The sequence below is a fragment of the Streptomyces sp. NPDC020422 genome, from assembly GCF_044386705.1.
Lineage (GTDB): Bacteria > Actinomycetota > Actinomycetes > Streptomycetales > Streptomycetaceae > Streptomyces.
On sequence record NZ_JBIRVJ010000015.1, the window covers coordinates 1 to 16,171 of the forward strand.

14 protein-coding genes are annotated in these 16,171 nt (G+C 71.8%); 12 read left to right on the plus strand and 2 right to left on the minus strand.

The genetic code is table 11. The annotated features are described in order from the left end of the window. Positions 1-181 precede the first annotated feature (181 nt). Together leuE and ACH414_RS31765 are read left to right on the plus strand one after the other, a co-directional pair. On the plus strand, positions 182-835 hold the full coding sequence (gene leuE / locus ACH414_RS31760; RefSeq protein ID WP_382548985.1) for a leucine efflux protein LeuE: 654 nt from the start codon (positions 182-184) through the stop codon (positions 833-835). A gap of 37 nt (positions 836-872) precedes the next feature. After that, positions 873-1,694, plus strand: coding sequence for a MerR family transcriptional regulator (locus tag ACH414_RS31765; RefSeq protein WP_386568029.1), 822 nt, complete (start codon positions 873-875; stop codon positions 1,692-1,694). A 32-nt stretch (positions 1,695-1,726) separates the two neighbouring features. Here the strand turns inward: ACH414_RS31765 and ACH414_RS31770 are convergent, their stop codons facing one another. Beyond that, entirely contained in the window at positions 1,727-3,028 is a 1,302-nt protein-coding gene (locus ACH414_RS31770; RefSeq protein WP_382548989.1) for an alpha-2,8-polysialyltransferase family protein, read from the minus strand. Then, the gene (locus tag ACH414_RS31775; RefSeq protein ID WP_386568031.1) at positions 3,025-4,014 is read right to left on the minus strand and encodes a glycosyltransferase family 2 protein; all 990 of its coding nucleotides are present in this window, start codon (positions 4,012-4,014) and stop codon (positions 3,025-3,027) included. The genes ACH414_RS31770 and ACH414_RS31775 overlap by 4 nt, the downstream gene beginning before the upstream one ends. Positions 4,015-4,213: 199 nt before the next feature. Here ACH414_RS31775 and ACH414_RS31780 point away from each other — a divergent pair, with 199 nt between their 5' ends. From ACH414_RS31780 to ACH414_RS31825, 10 genes are all read left to right on the plus strand, one after another. After that, positions 4,214-5,512 carry a DUF6716 putative glycosyltransferase gene (locus tag ACH414_RS31780; protein ID WP_398944524.1) on the plus strand — a complete coding sequence of 433 codons (1,299 nt, stop codon included), beginning with the start codon at positions 4,214-4,216 and terminating at the stop codon, positions 5,510-5,512. Further along, positions 5,512-6,711, plus strand: a complete 1,200-nt coding sequence (locus ACH414_RS31785; RefSeq protein WP_398944526.1) for a cytidylyltransferase domain-containing protein — start codon at positions 5,512-5,514, stop codon at positions 6,709-6,711. Before ACH414_RS31780 ends, ACH414_RS31785 begins: the two co-directional genes overlap by 1 nt. Before the next feature lie 9 nt (positions 6,712-6,720). Beyond that, positions 6,721-7,614 carry an N-acetylneuraminate synthase family protein gene (locus tag ACH414_RS31790; protein WP_382548996.1) on the plus strand — a complete coding sequence of 298 codons (894 nt, stop codon included), beginning with the start codon at positions 6,721-6,723 and terminating at the stop codon, positions 7,612-7,614. After that, positions 7,611-8,774: a hypothetical protein gene (locus ACH414_RS31795; RefSeq protein WP_398944528.1), complete on the plus strand. Its 1,164-nt coding sequence runs from the start codon at positions 7,611-7,613 to the stop codon at positions 8,772-8,774. Before ACH414_RS31790 ends, ACH414_RS31795 begins: the two co-directional genes overlap by 4 nt. A gap of 116 nt (positions 8,775-8,890) precedes the next feature. After that, complete coding sequence (locus ACH414_RS31800) at positions 8,891-10,132, plus strand: amidohydrolase (RefSeq protein WP_386568036.1); 1,242 nt, start codon at positions 8,891-8,893, stop codon at positions 10,130-10,132. Positions 10,133-10,396: 264 nt separating this feature from the next. Further along, entirely contained in the window at positions 10,397-11,455 is a 1,059-nt protein-coding gene (locus ACH414_RS31805) for a BMP family protein (protein ID WP_382549002.1), read from the plus strand. 184 nt (positions 11,456-11,639) lie between these two features. Next, positions 11,640-13,352, plus strand: a complete 1,713-nt coding sequence (locus tag ACH414_RS31810) for an ABC transporter ATP-binding protein (protein WP_382549004.1) — start codon at positions 11,640-11,642, stop codon at positions 13,350-13,352. Then, on the plus strand, positions 13,349-14,467 hold the full coding sequence (locus ACH414_RS31815; RefSeq protein ID WP_382549006.1) for an ABC transporter permease: 1,119 nt from the start codon (positions 13,349-13,351) through the stop codon (positions 14,465-14,467). Before ACH414_RS31810 ends, ACH414_RS31815 begins: the two co-directional genes overlap by 4 nt. Further along, complete coding sequence (locus tag ACH414_RS31820) at positions 14,464-15,729, plus strand: ABC transporter permease (protein ID WP_382549008.1); 1,266 nt, start codon at positions 14,464-14,466, stop codon at positions 15,727-15,729. Before ACH414_RS31815 ends, ACH414_RS31820 begins: the two co-directional genes overlap by 4 nt. Further along, positions 15,726-16,115 carry a cytidine deaminase gene (locus tag ACH414_RS31825; protein ID WP_386568039.1) on the plus strand — a complete coding sequence of 130 codons (390 nt, stop codon included), beginning with the start codon at positions 15,726-15,728 and terminating at the stop codon, positions 16,113-16,115. The genes ACH414_RS31820 and ACH414_RS31825 overlap by 4 nt, the downstream gene beginning before the upstream one ends. Positions 16,116-16,171 lie beyond the last annotated feature (56 nt).

Consider the following 16,171-nt stretch of genomic DNA (forward strand, 5'->3'; position numbering starts at 1 on the left):
GGCACCGACAACGTGCTCTACCCCATGAAGACCGCCCTCAAGGCCCGCGCCACCGTCGGCGAGGTCTGCGACGCCCTGCGCGCCGTCTGGGGCACCTATGTCCCGACCGACGCGTTCTGACCCGATTCCACCAGTTGAAACTTAAAGCGGAGTGTCGCACCGGTGTGCGAGACTCCGCTTCATGCTGGGTGTCACCGATCTGCCGACCTACCTCGCCGGGCTCGTCCTCATCATCCTCCTGCCGGGGCCGAACTCGCTGTACGTGCTGTCCGTCGCCGCCCGCAAGGGCACCCGGACCGGATACCAGGCCGCCGCCGGGGTGTTCACCGGCGACGCAGTCCTCATGACGCTCGCCGCGCTCGGCGCCGCGTCGCTGCTCCAGACCACCCCGCTCCTCTTCATGATCGTGAAGTACGCGGGCGCGGGCTACCTGGCGTGGATGGCGTACGGGATGCTGCGCGCCGCCCTGGCGATGTGGCGCGCCCGGCACGAGGCCGTGGCCGAGGCCCCCGCCGAGCCGGACGCCGGGCCCTCCGAGCACCCCTACCGCCGGGCGCTGATCATCAGCCTCTTCAACCCGAAGGCGATCCTCTTCCTGATCTCCTTCTTCGTGCAGTTCGTGGACCCGTCCTACGCCTACCCGGCACTCTCCTTCCTGGTCCTCGGCACCCTGCTCCAGCTCGGCAGCTTCCTCTACCTGACGACCCTGATATTCGGCGGCACCCGCCTCGCCGCCGCCTTCCGCCGCCGCAAGCGCCTGTCGGCCGGCGCCACCACCGCGGCCGGCGCGCTCTTCCTCGGCTTCGCCGTGAAGCTCTCGATGGCCGGCGCTTGACCCTCACACCGTGTGAGGTCGTTCCGTAGGGGGCGTCATGTTCACCATCGGAGACTTCGCCCGGCACGGGCGGGTGTCGGTCCGGATGCTGCGTCACTACGACGCCATCGGACTGCTGCGCCCGGCCCGGGTCGACCCGCACAGCGGCCACCGCTTCTACGAGGCGGGGCAGCTCGCCCGGCTCAACCGCGTCATCGCCCTCAAGGACCTCGGCTTCACCCTCGATCAGGTGCGGGCGATCCTCGACGAGCAGGTGGGCGCGGAGGAGCTGCGCGGGATGCTGCGGCTGCGCCAGGCCGAGCTGGAAGCGGCCCTGGAGCAGGCGCGGGCCCGGCTCGCCCAGGTCGGCGCGCGGCTCCGAGCCATCGAGAGCGAGGGACGCATGTCCACTCAGGACGTCATCCTCAAGAAGGTCCCGGCCGTCCGGATCGCCGAGCTGAGCGGGGTCGCCGCGAGCTTCGGCCCCGAGCACATCGGCCCGGTCATCGGGCCGCTGTACGACGAGCTGTGCGGCCGGCTGGAGAGCGCCGGGGTCGCCGGATTCGGCCCGGCGGTCGCGTACTACGAGGACGCCGGGCGCGGCGACGGCTCGGTCGTGGTGCACGCCGGCATGACCGTGCCCGAGGGCACGGCCGTGGAGGGCGTGGAGGTGCGGGTGCTGCCCGGCATCGAGCAGGCGGCGACCGTCGTGCACCGGGGGTCGATGGACACCGTGCTGCCGACCGTGCAGACCCTGGCCGCCTGGATCGACGGCAACGGCTACACCTCCACCGGCTTCGCCCGCGAGCTGTACCTGGAGTGCCCGCAGGACCGTACGCGGTGGGTCACCGAGTTCCAGGAGCCGGTCACCCGGCTCTGATCCGAGAACACCGGCCGCGGGGCGTGCCCGTCCTAGCCCAGCGCCCTCCGCTTCAGCTTCAACGCCCGGCGGGCCAGGCGGCGGATCCTCGGGTGCCGGGGGACCGGGAGGCCGCCGGGGAGGCCCAGGGAGGTGAGGCGGCGCCGGGTGAAGTGGTGGCGGGTGCGGGCCGCGAGCGGGCCCGACAGGTGCCGCACCGCGGCCTCCCGCAGGTCCGCCCGTACCTTCGGCTGCATCGCGAAGCCGACCGCGGCGACCAGACCGGTGAGCTCCCGCGTGGTCATCGGTGCCGTCTCGTCCCCGTCCTCCAGGGCGGGGACGAGCGCGTCCACCAGGGCCAGCGGGATCCGGTTGCTGTTCTGGTAGGGGGACAGCCGGGCGAGGAGGGTGCGGGTGCCGACCCGGGCGGTCTCGATCCCGTAGAAGGCGCTCGCGGTGAGCAGCGCCGTGGAGAAGCAGCCCACCACGAGCGCGGGCCGCAGCTCCCGGTACAGCACCTCGGCGAGCACCGGCCGGTCCAGGACGGTCAGTTCGGCGCCGAGCGACTCCGCCTCCCGGACCAGGGCCCGCGACCAGGCGTCGGGGGCCGTCGGGTGCGGTTTGAAGACGAGCCGGCGGTGGCCGCGGGCGACGGCGCCGCGCACCATCCGCAGGTGCAGTTCGCCCTCCTCCTCGGCGGTGAGCAGCGAGAGCGCCGCCAGGTACTGGCCGAGCAGCAGCGCCGGGCCCTCCTGCGGGGCGGCGGGGCCGGCCAGCTCCTCGACGACCTTGGTGAAGGCCTCGGTGGGCACGGTCTCGGCGACGGCGCCGAACTCGGCGAGCAGCAGCGGGGCGAGGCCGGGCACCAGATCGAGGTGGAGCAGCCGGCGCACCCGCTCGCCGACCAGCGGGTCGATCTTGTTGCGGGTCGGCCCGTAGCTCATCAGCCCGTCCGCGTAGACGTCGACGGGGGCGTCGGGGAAGAGCCGGGCGAGGGTGAGGGCGGGTGCCACCTGGATCGATTCGACGGCGAGTTCGACCCGGTCGGTGCCGAGCCCCCAGAGCAGCCGCAGATGGCGTTCGAGCATCGGCAGGTCGTCGGCGCGCGGGGTCCAGCCGCCGGGGTGGAGCGGCTCGATGGTCGCGTTCCAGTCCAGGACCCCGTCGAAGCGGCCGCGCAGCCGCTCGAAGCCGGGCATCCGGTCGAGCGGGGTGGTGGTCTCGGGGACGGCCGCGTTGGTGGAGACGAGCAGCAGCGTGCGGTCGGCGGGGCGGAAGCAGCCGCTGTCCAGGGCGGCGGCGAGGGTGGCCGCGCCGTAGAGGGTGGAGGCGTAGAGGATCCGGGTGGTGCTCACGCGGCGCCCGCCTCCCGCGTCGCTGCCGCCGGGCGGCGGCGCCTCAGGCGGCGCAGCGCCCTCGACCGCTCGTCGCCCATCGCGGTGAGGGCCTCGTCGAGGACGTCCTGCGGGAGCCGGCGCAGCGCCCCCGCGCTCATCGCCCGCAATTTCCGCGCCACTTCCGGTTCGAATTTCGAGGTGTTCCCGATGTGGTGGGAAATCACCGCGCAATAGGTGCGGACCGCCTTCGGGAGAAGTCGGTCGGCATCCGGATCGTTCATCGTTTCCTCGATCACCTGGTCGAATGCGCGAAGGAAATCGAGCTGCCGTTCATCGCCGATCTGGGTGAGCGAGGTGGCGACCCCGCGCCGGTAGAAGATTCCCAGGTCACCGATGACGGCGAAGGAATCCGCCCGCCGGTGCAGCCGCCAGATCCACGGCCGGTCCTCCGCCGTCCGCAGCCCGTGCGGGAAGTGCAGCAGGCCCCGGTCGAGCAGCCGCCGGTGGTAGAGCCCGGCCCACGCGTACGGATAGTCCACGGAGGTCGTCCGGTCCGCCGGCAGGATCGCGTCCCGCGGCCGCAGCACCTCGCCGCGCCGCCCCACCGGAACCCGCCGCACCGAGCGGTTGCGCCCGGTCACCCGGACGTGGTCGGTGCGCAGGAAGTCGCAGCCGAGCCCGTCCATGGCGGCGACCAGGCGCCCGTAGTGGCCGGGCGCCAGCCAGTCGTCCCCGTCCAGGAAGGCCAGGTACTCGCCGCGGGCGGCGTCGAGCCCGGTGTTGCGGGCCGTGGCGAGGCCCTCGTTGCGCGGGTGCCGGATCAGCACCGCGCCCGGGATCTCGCGCGCGGCCCGTTCGAGGAGTTCCGCGGTCCCGTCCGTCGAACAGTCGTCGACCAGCAGGAACTCGAAGTCCTCGCGGGCGTTGGCCCGCAGGCTTCTGAGGGTGTCGGGGGCGTATGTCTGCACGTTGAAGAACGGCACGACGACGGAGAGCTTGACCACGGAGGCGACGCTAGGCGCCGGCCCGGCATTCGTCCTGACCGACAGAGGGATGCCCGGTGAACACGAAGCGGCGGGGCCCTTAACCACCCCGGACCCCTTCCCCTTTCTGTCCGTTTCCCGCAATGCGTCATGATGCTGTTAACCATTTGTTGCCGCCCAGTTGGGCCGCGAATCCCCCGGTACTCCTAGCGTCCTCGACGTGCCATCACGTACCGATCGAACGGCGCGCGTCGCCGTTCTCGCCGACTCCGACACCCGGTGGAAATGGGGCGTGCTCACCGCCCGCAGAATCACCAACGGAAAGACCGCGGAAGACACCCCGTCCGAGGCTCCCACGGGCTTCGTACTGCGCGGCCGGGCCACCCCCACCGGGCGCCAGCTCGCCGAGACCGGTGTGTCGGACCTCGCCCCGCGCGAGGTGACGGGCACGGAGTTCCTGCGCGAGGTGCGCGACGGCGGCTACGACGTGATCGTCCTCGCCCTCGTGGGCGGCACCGTCCGCGCCATGCTCCAGGGCCTGGCCGAACTCGCCCTCGACCGGCGCCCGGTGATCGTCACCGGCTATGTCGGCGTCGTCTACGAGAAGCTCGCCGACGGGCTGCTGCTGCGCCACGGCGCCGATGTCGTCCTCGCCAACTCCCGCCACGACGCCGAGCGGTTCCGCGCGGTCTACGAGGGCGTCGGCGCCGACCCGGGCGCGGTCGTCGAGGCCGCCCTGCCCTTCCTCGGCGGCGCCCGGCACGCCCCCGAACCCGGCCGCGACACCCTGGTCTTCGCCGCCCAGCCCTCCGTGCCCGTCACCAAGGCCGAACGCGCCTACGTGCTGCGCCGGCTCGTCGCGCACGCCCGGCTGCACCCGCACCGCGAGGTGCTGCTCAAGCTGCGCTCCAAGCCCGGCGAACACACCACGCACCTGGAGGAGTTCCCGTACCAGAAGCTGGTGCGCGGGCTGTCCGAGCCGCCCCCCAACTTCCGCCTCGTGTACGGGCACATGGGCGAGGTCCTCGACCGCACCGACCTGCTGGTCACCGTCTCCTCCACGGCCGCCCTCGAAGCCCTGCACCGGCGGATCCCCACCGCGGTCCTCACCGACCTCGGCGTCCGCGAGGCGCTCGGCAACCACCACTTCATCGGCTCGGGCCTGCTCACCTCCTTCGACCGCCTCGACGCCCGGGCCGTACCGCGACCCGACGAGCGGTGGCTGGCCCGCCAGGGGGTCGCCGCCGACCGCGCGTACGAGACCGCCTTCGACGCGGCGCGCGAGCGGGTCGCCGAGCTGCTCGACGGGCCCCCGCTGCCGCCGATCGCCCCCTACTACACGCCCGAGACCGCCGGCGGCTACCTGCCGACCGTCCTCGCCCGCCACCGGCTCGACCCCAGCGCGCCCGAGCCCCGCGAGAGCGGGGTGCGCCGGATCGTCCGCGAGGCGGCGCGCGGCGCCTACCGCCACGGCGTCCAGCGCGTGGCCCCCGTCATCCGCCGCCTGGGAGAGATCTGATGACACCGCCGACGCCGACCGTCCTCGCCGTGATCCCCGCCCGGGGCGGCTCCAAGGGCGTCCCCGGCAAGAACCTGGCCACGGTGGCGGGACTGCCCCTGGTCGCCCGCGCCGTCCGCGCCTGCCTCGGCGCCCCGCGCGTCACCGACGTCGTCGTCTCCACCGACGACGCGGGCATCGCCGAGGCGGCCCGCTCCTTCGGCGCGGAGGCGGTCCAGCGCCCCGCCGCCCTCTCCGGCGACACCGCCACCAGCGAGTCGGCCGTCCTGCACGCCCTGGACGCCTTCGAGGCCACCACGGGCCGCCGCCCCGACGTCGTCCTGCTCGTCCAGTGCACGAGCCCCTTCCTCACCCCGGACGAGGTCGACGGCACGGTCGCCAGGATCACCTCGGGCGAGGCCGACACGGCCTTCACCGCCGCCCCCGCGCACGGCTTCCTGTGGCGCTCGACCCCGGACGGCGCCATCGGCGTCAACCACGACAAGGCGCACCGGCCGCGCCGCCAGGACCGCGAGCCCGAGTACCTGGAGACCGGCGCCGTCTACGCCATGGCCGCCGAGGGCTTCCGCACCCACCGGCACCGCTTCTTCGGCCGCACCGCCCTCGTCCTGACCGACCCCGCCCGGGTCCTGGAGATCGACGACCCGCACGACCTGGCCCGGGCCCGCGTCCTCGCCCCGCTGCTCGACGCGACGGCCGCGCCCACCCTCGACGACGTCGACGCCGTCGTCCTCGACTTCGACGGCACCCAGACCGACGACCGGGTCCACATCGACGCCGAGGGACGCGAGTTCGTCTCCGTCCACCGCGGCGACGGACTCGGCATCGCCGCCCTGCGCAAGGCCGGCGTCCCCCTGCTGATCCTGTCCACCGAGCAGAACCCCGTCGTCGCCGCCCGCGCCCGCAAGCTCCGCATCCCCGTCCTGCACGGCGTGGACCGCAAGGACCTCGCGCTCAAGCAGTGGTGCGACGAGCAGGGCATCGACCCGCAGCGGGTGCTCTACGCCGGCAACGACGTCAACGACCTGCCCTGCTTCCACCTCGTCGGCTGGCCCGTCGCGGTGGGCAGCGCACACGACTCCGTACGGGCCGCCGCCCGCGCGGTCACCGAGACCGCCGGCGGCTTCGGAGCGATCCGCGAGATCGCCGCCTGGCTCCTCGGACCCGAACTCCACACCCCCGCCTCGCCCAACCCGTAAGGAACGATCATGAGCACCCGCCTCCGCACCCTCGGCAGCAAGACCGCAGGCCCGGGCCAGTCCGTCTACATCACGGGCGAGATCGGCATCAACCACAACGGCGACCTGAACAACGCCTTCGCCCTGATCGACGCGGCCGCCGAGGCCGGCTGCGACGCCGTCAAGTTCCAGAAGCGCACCCCCGAGATCTGCACCCCGCGCGACCAGTGGGACATCGAGCGCGACACCCCCTGGGGCCGGATGACCTACATCGACTACCGCCACCGCGTGGAGTTCGGCGAGGACGAGTACCGCGCCATCGACGAGCACTGCAGGAAGCGCGGCATCGAGTGGTTCGCCTCCCCGTGGGACACCGAGGCCGTCGCCTTCCTGGAGAAGTTCGACGTCCCCGCCCACAAGGTGGCCTCCGCCTCCCTCACCGACGACGAGCTGCTGCGCGAACTGCGCGCCACGGGCCGCACGGTGATCCTCTCCACCGGCATGTCCACCCCGAAGCAGATCCGGCACGCGGTCGAGGTCCTGGGCAGTGACAACATCCTGCTCTGCCACGCCACCTCGACCTACCCGGCCAAGGCCGAGGAGCTCAACCTGCGCGTCATCCAGACCCTGCAGGAGGAGTACCCGAACGTCCCGATCGGCTACTCCGGCCACGAGACCGGTCTGCAGACGACGCTCGCCGCGGTCGCCCTCGGCGCCACCTTCGTCGAGCGCCACATCACCCTCGACCGCGCCATGTGGGGCTCCGACCAGGCCGCCTCCGTCGAGCCGGGCGGCCTGCAGCGCCTGGTCCGCGACATCCGCACCATCGAGACCGCCCTCGGCGACGGGGTCAAGAAGGTCTACGAGTCGGAGCTCGGCCCGATGAAGAAGCTCCGCCGGGTCCAGGGGCTCGTCGCCGCATGACCGGGCAGCTGGCGTTCGTCGAGAGCCCGGTCCAGCTTCTGAACGTCCTGGAATGGGCCCATGCGAAGGCCCTCCAGGACCCGCCCCGCCTGCAGGCGATCCCACCCCAGCCGAACCGCCGCGCACCGGCACCGGCGTCGGCCTCGGCACCGGCGTCGGCACCGGCACCGGCGCCCGAGGGCCGGGAAGGCGGCCCCGCCGCCCCCCACCCGCTGGCCGGCCTCACCGTGGTCGTCCTCTCGCCCACCGACCCCATGTCCCGCGGCCAGCTGCGGCGCATGGCGCAGCTGGCCAGGGACGAAGGCGCCAGCGTGAAGTGGCAGGACGCCCGCCAGGGCAGGGGAGCCCTGCCGCGGACGCTCCGGGAGCTCGCCGGGCCGCTGCGCGCGGCGGAGCGGGTGATCATCGGGGACCCCTTCTCGCGCTACGTCCAGCTGCTGCTCACCCTCTTCGGCCCCCGCCGGGTCACCGTCGTCGACGACGGCACCGCCACCATGGAGTTCGCCGCCCAACTGGCCCGTGGCGAGCGCCTGGTGCGCTGGCACCGGCGGGGCAGCCGGGGCCCGCGCGAGCTGGTCCTCGCCCCGGTGACCTGGCTGGCCCGCCGCAAGCTCGCCCCGGGCCCCCGGCGCACGGTGGAGATCTTCACCTCGCTGCCGGTCGAGCCGCCGCCGGGCACCACCGTCCTGGCCAACGACTTCGCCTGGACCCGGTCCGCCTTCGGTCCGCCCCGGCTGACCCGCGGCGCCGACCTGGTCGGCACCTCCCTGGTGGAGACGGGCGTCGTCGACCCCGACGAGTACCTGCGGGCCGTGCAGGTCCTGGCCCGCACCCACGGCGCCACCCGCTACTTCGCCCACCGCCGGGAGAGCGCCGAGAAGCTGCACCGGATAGCGGTGGAGACCGGTCTGGAGGTGGTCCGCCCCGATCTGCCGCTGGAGCTGATCGCCCGGCGCGGCCCCATCGGGCGCACGGTGGTCAGCTTTCCGTCCACGGTCGTGCACACGCTGCCCCTGGCCCTCGCCGGCACGGGCGTGAAGGTGGCCGTCTGCGAGATCGCCCCCGAGTGGCTGCGGGAGAACGCCTCACCGCGCGCCCAGGGCTTCCTGGCGGGCGTCGCGGGCACCGCGACCCTCACCGAAAGGCTCGAATTCGGGTAAGCGTACCCACAGAGGGTGACCGTCATGCCTACGGAACGAGATTTCTTTCCCCTATCGGGCTGAACTTTTCGTGATCAACGGGCAGTTGATCTCTCCGGGGGCCTACCCTTCAAAAGGTGAACCAGTTGAAGTCCCGTGAGCCCGGCCCCGACGCGGCGCCCGAACCGTTGCCCGGAACGCTGTCCGACCCCCTGCGTGGCGAACTGATCGCGTTCCGCAGGGACTTGCACATGCACCCGGAGCTCGGCAACCAGGAGATCAGGACCACCGCCGCGATCAAGGAACGCCTGGAGCGGGCGGGCCTGGCGCCGAGGGTGCTCCCCAGCGGCACCGGTCTGGTGTGTGACGTCGGCACCTGGGACCCCAGGCGCCCGATGCTGGCGATCCGCGCCGACATCGACGCGCTGCCCATCCCGGACACCAAGTCCGTCGCGTACCGCTCGACCATGCCCGACCGCGCCCACGCCTGCGGCCACGACGTCCACACCACCTCCGTCCTGGGCGCCGGACTCGTCCTCGCCGAGCTCGACCGGCAGGGCCGGCTGCCCGGCGCGGTGCGCCTGGTCTTCCAGCCCGCCGAGGAGGTGCTGCCCGGCGGCGCCGCCGACGCCGTCGAGGCCGGGGTGCTGGACGGGGTGGGCCGGATCATCGCGGTGCACTGCGACCCGCGGGTCGACGCCGGCCGGATCGGGCTGCGGGCCGGCCCCATCACCTCCGCCTGCGACCGCCTGGAGGTCACCCTCGACGGCCCCGGCGGCCACACCGCGCGCCCGCATCTGACCACCGACCTGGTCACGGCCGCCGCCCGGGTCGCCACCGACGTCCCGGCCGTGCTCGCCCGCCGGATCGACGCCCGCTCCGGCCTGTCGGTCACCTGGGGCCGGATCGAGGCCGGGCACGCCCCGAACGTCATCCCGCAGCACGCCGAGCTCTCCGGCACGGTCCGCTGCCTCGACCTGCCCACCTGGCGCGAGGCCCCCGACCTGGTGCACGCGGCGATCGACGAGATCGCCACCCTGCACCGGGCGAAGTCCACGGTCGAGTACGTCCGCGGCGTCCCCCCGGTCGTCAACGACCCGGCCGTCGCCGAGCTGCTCCGCGACGCGATGACCGCCCGTCGCGGCCCGCTCGCGATCGAGGACACCGAGCAGTCCCTCGGCGGCGAGGACTTCTCCTGGTACCTGGAGCACGTCCCGGGCGCGATGGCCCGGCTCGGCGTCCGGGTCCCGGGCGACACCCGGGTGCGCGATCTGCACGCCGGCGACTTCGACGTGGACGAGCGCGCCATCGGGGTCGCGGTGGAGCTCTTCACGGCGGCCGCGCTGCTCCACGCGAAAACGCCGAATCCCGGACTTTAAGTACGACTTAATGGCCGGACGGGCGTGGTTCATCCGTCCGGCCCTGTCCCCGGCGTGTCGGTTCCGGGCCGGACCCGTGGCCCCGTACCAGCGTGTATGACGGGCCGTGTCGGGCCGGACGCCACGGGTTGCCCTTTGGCTGGTTCGCGTCGATCCGATAACGACTCATGAACGGGTCTTTAACTGACATCTACGCGCGTTACGATCGCCGCGAAACCAGCGCCGGAAGAGGCGCTTTCGGTCAGTCTCGAAGGGACCCTCCTCTTGCGCCGGATCACCAGGATCACCACGGTAGGCATCGCCTCCGCGGCCCTCGCCCTGTCCGCCACCGCCTGTGGCAAGTCGTCGACGGACTCCGGTTCGAGCTCCAGCTCCAGCGCCGGTGCCACCCGGGCCGCCATCGCGTACGACATCGGCGGCCGCGGCGACCAGTCCTTCAACGACGCCGCCTACGCCGGTCTGCAGAAGGCCGAGAGCGACCTCGGTGTCAAGGGCGCCGAGGCCGAGCCGTCCGAGGGCGAGGGCGACGCCGACAAGGTGCAGCGCCTGACCTCGCTGGCCCGCGCCGGCAACAACCCGGTCATCGGCGTCGGCTTCTCCTACGCCCCGGCCATCGAGAAGGTCGCCAAGCAGTTCCCGAAGACCACCTTCGGCCTCATCGACGACACCTCGAAGACCGGCCCCAACATCGCCAACCTCGTCTTCAACGAGGAGCAGGGCTCCTACCTGGCCGGCGTCGCCGCCGCCAAGGCGTCCAAGACCGGCAAGGTCGGCTTCATCGGCGGTGTCGAGGTTCCGCTGATCAAGAAGTTCGAGGCGGGCTTCGTCCAGGGCGTCAAGGCCACCAACCCCAAGGCCGAGGTGCTCACCCAGTACCTGACCCAGCCGCCGAACTTCGACGGCTTCTCGAAGCCGGACCTCGGCAAGGCCGCCGCGCAGGGCCAGCTCGACAAGGGCGCCGACGTGATCTACGCGGCCGCCGGTCTCGCCGGCTCCGGTGCGATCGAGGCCACCTCGAAGGCCGGCAAGTGGGCCATCGGCGTCGACTCCGACCAGTACAACCAGAAGGGTCTGGCCGCCTACAAGGCCAACATCCTCACCTCGGTCACCAAGGACGTCTCGGACTCCGTCTACAACCTGATCAAGTCGGTCAAGGACGGCAAGCCGCAGACCGGTGAGATCCGCTACGGCCTCGCCACGGACGGCGTCGGCCTGGCCGACTCCAACCCGGAGTACAAGAAGATGACCGACCTCATCGCCGCTGTCGACAAGGCGAAGAAGGACATCGTCGACGGCAAGATCACGGTCAAGACCACGCCGTAACGGCACCCGGGTCACGACCTGAGCCCGCGGGCCCGGCGACGGTGGCAGTCCACCGGAGCCGGGCCCTCCGGGCCCTGCCGTCGAGGCTGGCGCCCGCCCTTGGGGCGGACGAAGCCACCTTGACGGCAGGGCCCGCCCCCATTCCCGTACGGGTTTTCAATTTTCGGCAGCGCTACGCGTGTAGATGTCTCCCTGGCACGATAGCTTCGCCCCGCCCTGCCCCTCCGCTCCCGCTCCTTCCGGCCAAGGAGAGTGCGCCATCAACGCGTCCAGCCCCCCTGCCGTAGAACTCCACGGCATCACCAAGCGGTTCCCCGGCGTCGTCGCCAACAAGGACATCGCCATCACCGTCCGCAAGGGCACCGTGCATGCCCTCATCGGCGAGAACGGTGCCGGCAAGTCCACCCTGATGAAGATCCTCTACGGCATGCAGAAGCCGGACGAGGGCACCATCGCCGTCGACGGCGAGCAGGTCTCGTTCTCCAGCCCGGGTGACGCCATCGCGCGCGGCATCGGCATGGTGCACCAGCACTTCATGCTCGCCGACAACCTCACCGTCCTGGAGAACGTCGTCCTCGGCGGCGAGAAGCTCTACGGCATCGGTGCCAAGGCCCGCCGGAAGATCCAGGAGATCTCCGACGCGTACGGCCTCGGCGTCCGCCCCGACGCCCTGGTCGAGGACCTCGGTGTCGCCGACCGGCAGCGCGTGGAGATCCTCAAGGTCCTCTACCGCGGCGCCAAGATCCTCATCCTCGACGAGCCGACCGCCGTGCTCGTCCCGCAGGAGGTCGACGCGCTCTTCGACAACCTGCGCGAGCTCAAGTCCGAGGGCCTGACCGTCATCTTCATCTCGCACAAGCTGGGCGAGGTCCTGAAGGTCGCCGACGACATCACCGTCATCCGGCGCGGCACCACGGTCGGCACCGCCGACCCGAAGACCGCCACCACCAAGCAGCTCGCCGAGCTGATGGTCGGCACCGAGCTGCCCTCGCCCGAGACCCGCGAGTCGACGGTCACCGACGTGGCGATGCTCCGCGTGGAGGGGCTGACGCTGACCGAGGCAGGCGCCGCCGCCGCGGCGCCGCTGACCACCGCCGCCCCGCCGGACCCGTCCGGCTCCGTCGGGCTGCAGGAGGTCGCCGCGGGCCGCAAGCTCCTCGACGACGTCTCCCTGACCATCCACAAGGGCGAGATCCTCGGTATCGCCGGCGTCGAGGGCAACGGCCAGACCGAGCTCATCGAGGCCCTCATGGGCATGAACGCCCCCGACGCGGGCGTCATCACCCTCGACGGCGTCGACATCACCAAGGTCTCGGTGCGCAAGCGCCGCGAGGGCGGCATCGGCTACATCCCCGAGGACCGGCACCGCCACGGCCTGCTGCTGGAGGCCCCCCTCTGGGAGAACCGCATCCTCGGCCACGTCACCGAGGCGCCCAACTCCAAGCGCGGCATCCTCGACCCGAAGGCCGCCCGCAAGGACACCGAGCGGATCGTGCGCGAGTACGACGTCCGCACGCCCGGCATCGACGTCACCGCGGCCTCCCTCTCCGGCGGCAACCAGCAGAAGCTGATCGTCGGCCGCGAGATGAGCCACGCGCCCAAGTTCCTGATCGCCGCCCACCCCACCCGCGGTGTGGACGTCGGCGCCCAGGCGCAGATCTGGGACGCGATCCGCGACGCGCGCCGCGAGGGCCTGGCCGTGCTGCTGATCTCCGCCGACCTCGACGAGCTGATCGGCCTGTCCGACAGCCTCAAGGTCATGTACCGCGGCAAGCTGGTCGCCGACGCCGACCCCGCCACCATCACGCCCGAGGAGCTGGGCTCCGCCATGACCGGCGCCGCCACCGGCCACCTCGAAGGCGCCGAAGAGCACCCCGAAGACGGTGACGCCCGATGATGAAATTCGACAAGGACAAGCTGATCATCGGGGCCGCCGGCCCCGTGCTCGCCCTGGTCACCTCGTTCGTCCTCACCGTGCTGGTGCTGCTCGCCACGGGCCTCGACCCGATCGAGCCGATCCGGCTGATGGTCGAGAACGCCGGGTACTCGGACATCCAGGTCCTGATCGTCAACCAGACCGGGATCTACTACCTGGCGGCCCTGGCCGTGGCCGTCGGCTTCCGGATGAACCTCTTCAACATCGGTGTCGACGGGCAGTACCGCCTCGCCGCGATGATCTCGGCCGTGGTCGGCGCCTCCATCGAGCTGCCCGGCCCGCTGCACATCCTGGTGATCGTGCTGGTCGCGATGCTCACCGGTGCCTTCTGGGCCGGTATCGCGGGCATCCTGAAGACCACCCGCGGTGTCTCCGAGGTCGTCTCGACGATCATGCTGAACGCCATCACGACCTCGCTGGTGGCGTGGCTGCTGCTGCCGAAGAACTTCGGTGAGCAGGCCGCCGGCTCCAACAACCTCACCACCGGTGAGATCGCCGAGTCCGGCTGGTTCCCGGGCATCGACCTGGGCGAGGGCAGCGGCGAGATCTACGGCTTCACCTTCGTCGCCCTCGCGCTGGGCGTCGTCTACTGGTTCGCGCTCAACCGCACCAAGTTCGGCTTCGACCTGCGCGCCACCGGCGCCAGCGAGTCGGCCGCGCAGGCCAGCGGCGTCGACGCCAAGAAGATGATCCTCACCACGATGCTGATCTCGGGTGCGCTCGCCGGTCTGTCCGGCATGCCGACGCTGCTCGGCGAGACCCACACGTACAGCCTCGACTTCCCGGTCGGCGTCGGCTTCACCGCCATCGCCATCGCCCTGCTCGGCCGCAACCACCCGGTCGGGATCCTGTTCGCGTCGCTGCTCTTCGCGTTCCTCGACAAGGCGTCCAGCAACCTCGACGTCGCGGGATACCCGAAGGAGATCACGCAGATCATGCAGGGCATCATCGTGATCGCCGTGGTCGTCTCCTACGAGCTCGTCCGCCGTTACGGCCTCCGCCGCCAGCAGCAGAAGGTCGGCGAGCAGCTGGCCGCCGGCGGCGCCATCAAGACCGACAAGGAGGTGGCGGCATGAGCACCGGCACCGTTGCCAAGCCGAGCGCCGCGCCCAAGAAGGCGGCCGGCGGCCGGAAGCTGACCTGGCCCTGGATCCTGCTGATCGTCGCGGCCGGTCTCGTGCTCTTCTCGCTGGTCCGGGTCGTCTCCGGGGCCGACGACCTCACCTCCGTGGGCCAGGTCTCCGGCGCGCTCCAGCTCGCCGTGCCGATCGGTCTCGCCGGTCTCGGCGGTCTGTGGGCCGAGCGCGCGGGCGTCGTCAACATCGGTCTCGAAGGCATGATGATCCTCGGCACCTGGTTCGGTGCCTGGGCCGGCTACCAGTGGGGCCCGTGGACGGGTGTCGCGGTCGGCATCCTCGGCGGCGCCGTCGGCGGTCTGCTGCACGCGATCATCACGGTCACGTTCAACGTGAACCACATCGTCTCCGGTGTGGCGATCAACATCCTCGCGGTCGGCTTCACCCGCTACCTGTCGAACTTCACCTTCGACAAGGCCGAGGGCGGCTCCTCCAAGCAGTCCCCGCGCATCGACCAGATCACCCAGATCACCATCCCGGGGCTCTCGGACTGGCTGCAGGACCTCCAGCAGAAGCACTGGTTCCTGATCTCGGACCTCGCCGGCATCCTCGGCGGACTGGTGACCAACCTGTCGCTGCTGACGGTCGTCGCCGTCCTGCTGATCCCGGCCACCTGGTGGCTGCTGTGGCGCACGGCCTTCGGCCTGCGGCTGCGGTCCTGCGGTGAGAACCCGGTCGCGGCCGAGTCCCTGGGCGTCAACGTCTACAAGTACAAGTACATCGCCGTCGTGATCTCCGGCGGCCTCGCGGGTCTCGGCGGCGCGTTCCTGGCGATCGTCTCCACGGGCATCTACCAGGAGGGCCAGACCGGCGGCCGCGGTTACATCGGTCTCGCCGCGATGATCTTCGGCAACTGGATGCCCGGCGGCATGGCGATGGGCGCCGGCCTCTTCGGCTTCACCGACAGCCTCAAGCTGCGCGGCGGCGCCGAGAACGTCCACGCGCTGCTGCTGCTCGTCGCGCTGCTCCTGGTGATCGCCGCGCTGTGGCAGCTGTACAGGAAGAAGTGGGTCGTCACGGCGATCTCCGCGGTCTTCGCCGTCGGCTTCTTCCTCTGGTACGCGTTCACGGACGAGGTCCCGAGCCAGTTCGTCGACGCCGCCCCGTACGTCACCACGCTGCTCGTGCTGGCGCTGTCGGCGCAGCGGCTGCGGATGCCGAAGGCGGACGGCCTGCCGTACCGGAAGGGCCAGGGCAAGTGACGCCCGACTGGGACCTTCTGCGGAAGGTGGCCCGGGAGGCGATGTCGCACGCCTACGCGCCGTACTCGGGCTTCCCGGTCGGTGCGGCGGCGCTGGTCGACGACGGGCGGGTGGTCTCCGGCTGCAACGTGGAGAACGCCTCGTTCGGCCTCGGCCTGTGTGCCGAGTGCGGCCTCGTCTCGCAGCTCCAGGCGACCGGCGGCGGCCGGCTCACGCACTTCGTGTGCGTGGACGGCAGCGGCGGCCCGCTGGTGCCGTGCGGCCGCTGCAGGCAGCTGCTGTACGAGTTCGGGGGCGCCGAACTCGTCCTGGAGACGCCCGCCGGATTCACCACGCTGGCGGAGATGCTCCCGCAGGCGTTCGGCCCGGACCACCTGAGCAAGTAGCACCACCGAGCGGCCCTTCCGCCACCATGGAGGGGCCGCTCCCGCCTTCCCTCCCC

Coding starts and splice junctions, on each gene's coding strand:
- leuE (WP_382548985.1), top strand. CDS start 182: ATGCTGGGTGTCACCGATCTGCCGACCTACCTCGCCGGGCTCGTCCTC.
- ACH414_RS31765 (WP_386568029.1), top strand. CDS start 873: ATGTTCACCATCGGAGACTTCGCCCGGCACGGGCGGGTGTCGGTCCGG.
- ACH414_RS31785 (WP_398944526.1), top strand. CDS start 5,512: ATGACACCGCCGACGCCGACCGTCCTCGCCGTGATCCCCGCCCGGGGC.
- ACH414_RS31790 (WP_382548996.1), top strand. CDS start 6,721: ATGAGCACCCGCCTCCGCACCCTCGGCAGCAAGACCGCAGGCCCGGGC.
- ACH414_RS31795 (WP_398944528.1), top strand. CDS start 7,611: ATGACCGGGCAGCTGGCGTTCGTCGAGAGCCCGGTCCAGCTTCTGAAC.
- ACH414_RS31810 (WP_382549004.1), top strand. CDS start 11,640: ATGTCTCCCTGGCACGATAGCTTCGCCCCGCCCTGCCCCTCCGCTCCC.
- ACH414_RS31815 (WP_382549006.1), top strand. CDS start 13,349: ATGATGAAATTCGACAAGGACAAGCTGATCATCGGGGCCGCCGGCCCC.
- ACH414_RS31820 (WP_382549008.1), top strand. CDS start 14,464: ATGAGCACCGGCACCGTTGCCAAGCCGAGCGCCGCGCCCAAGAAGGCG.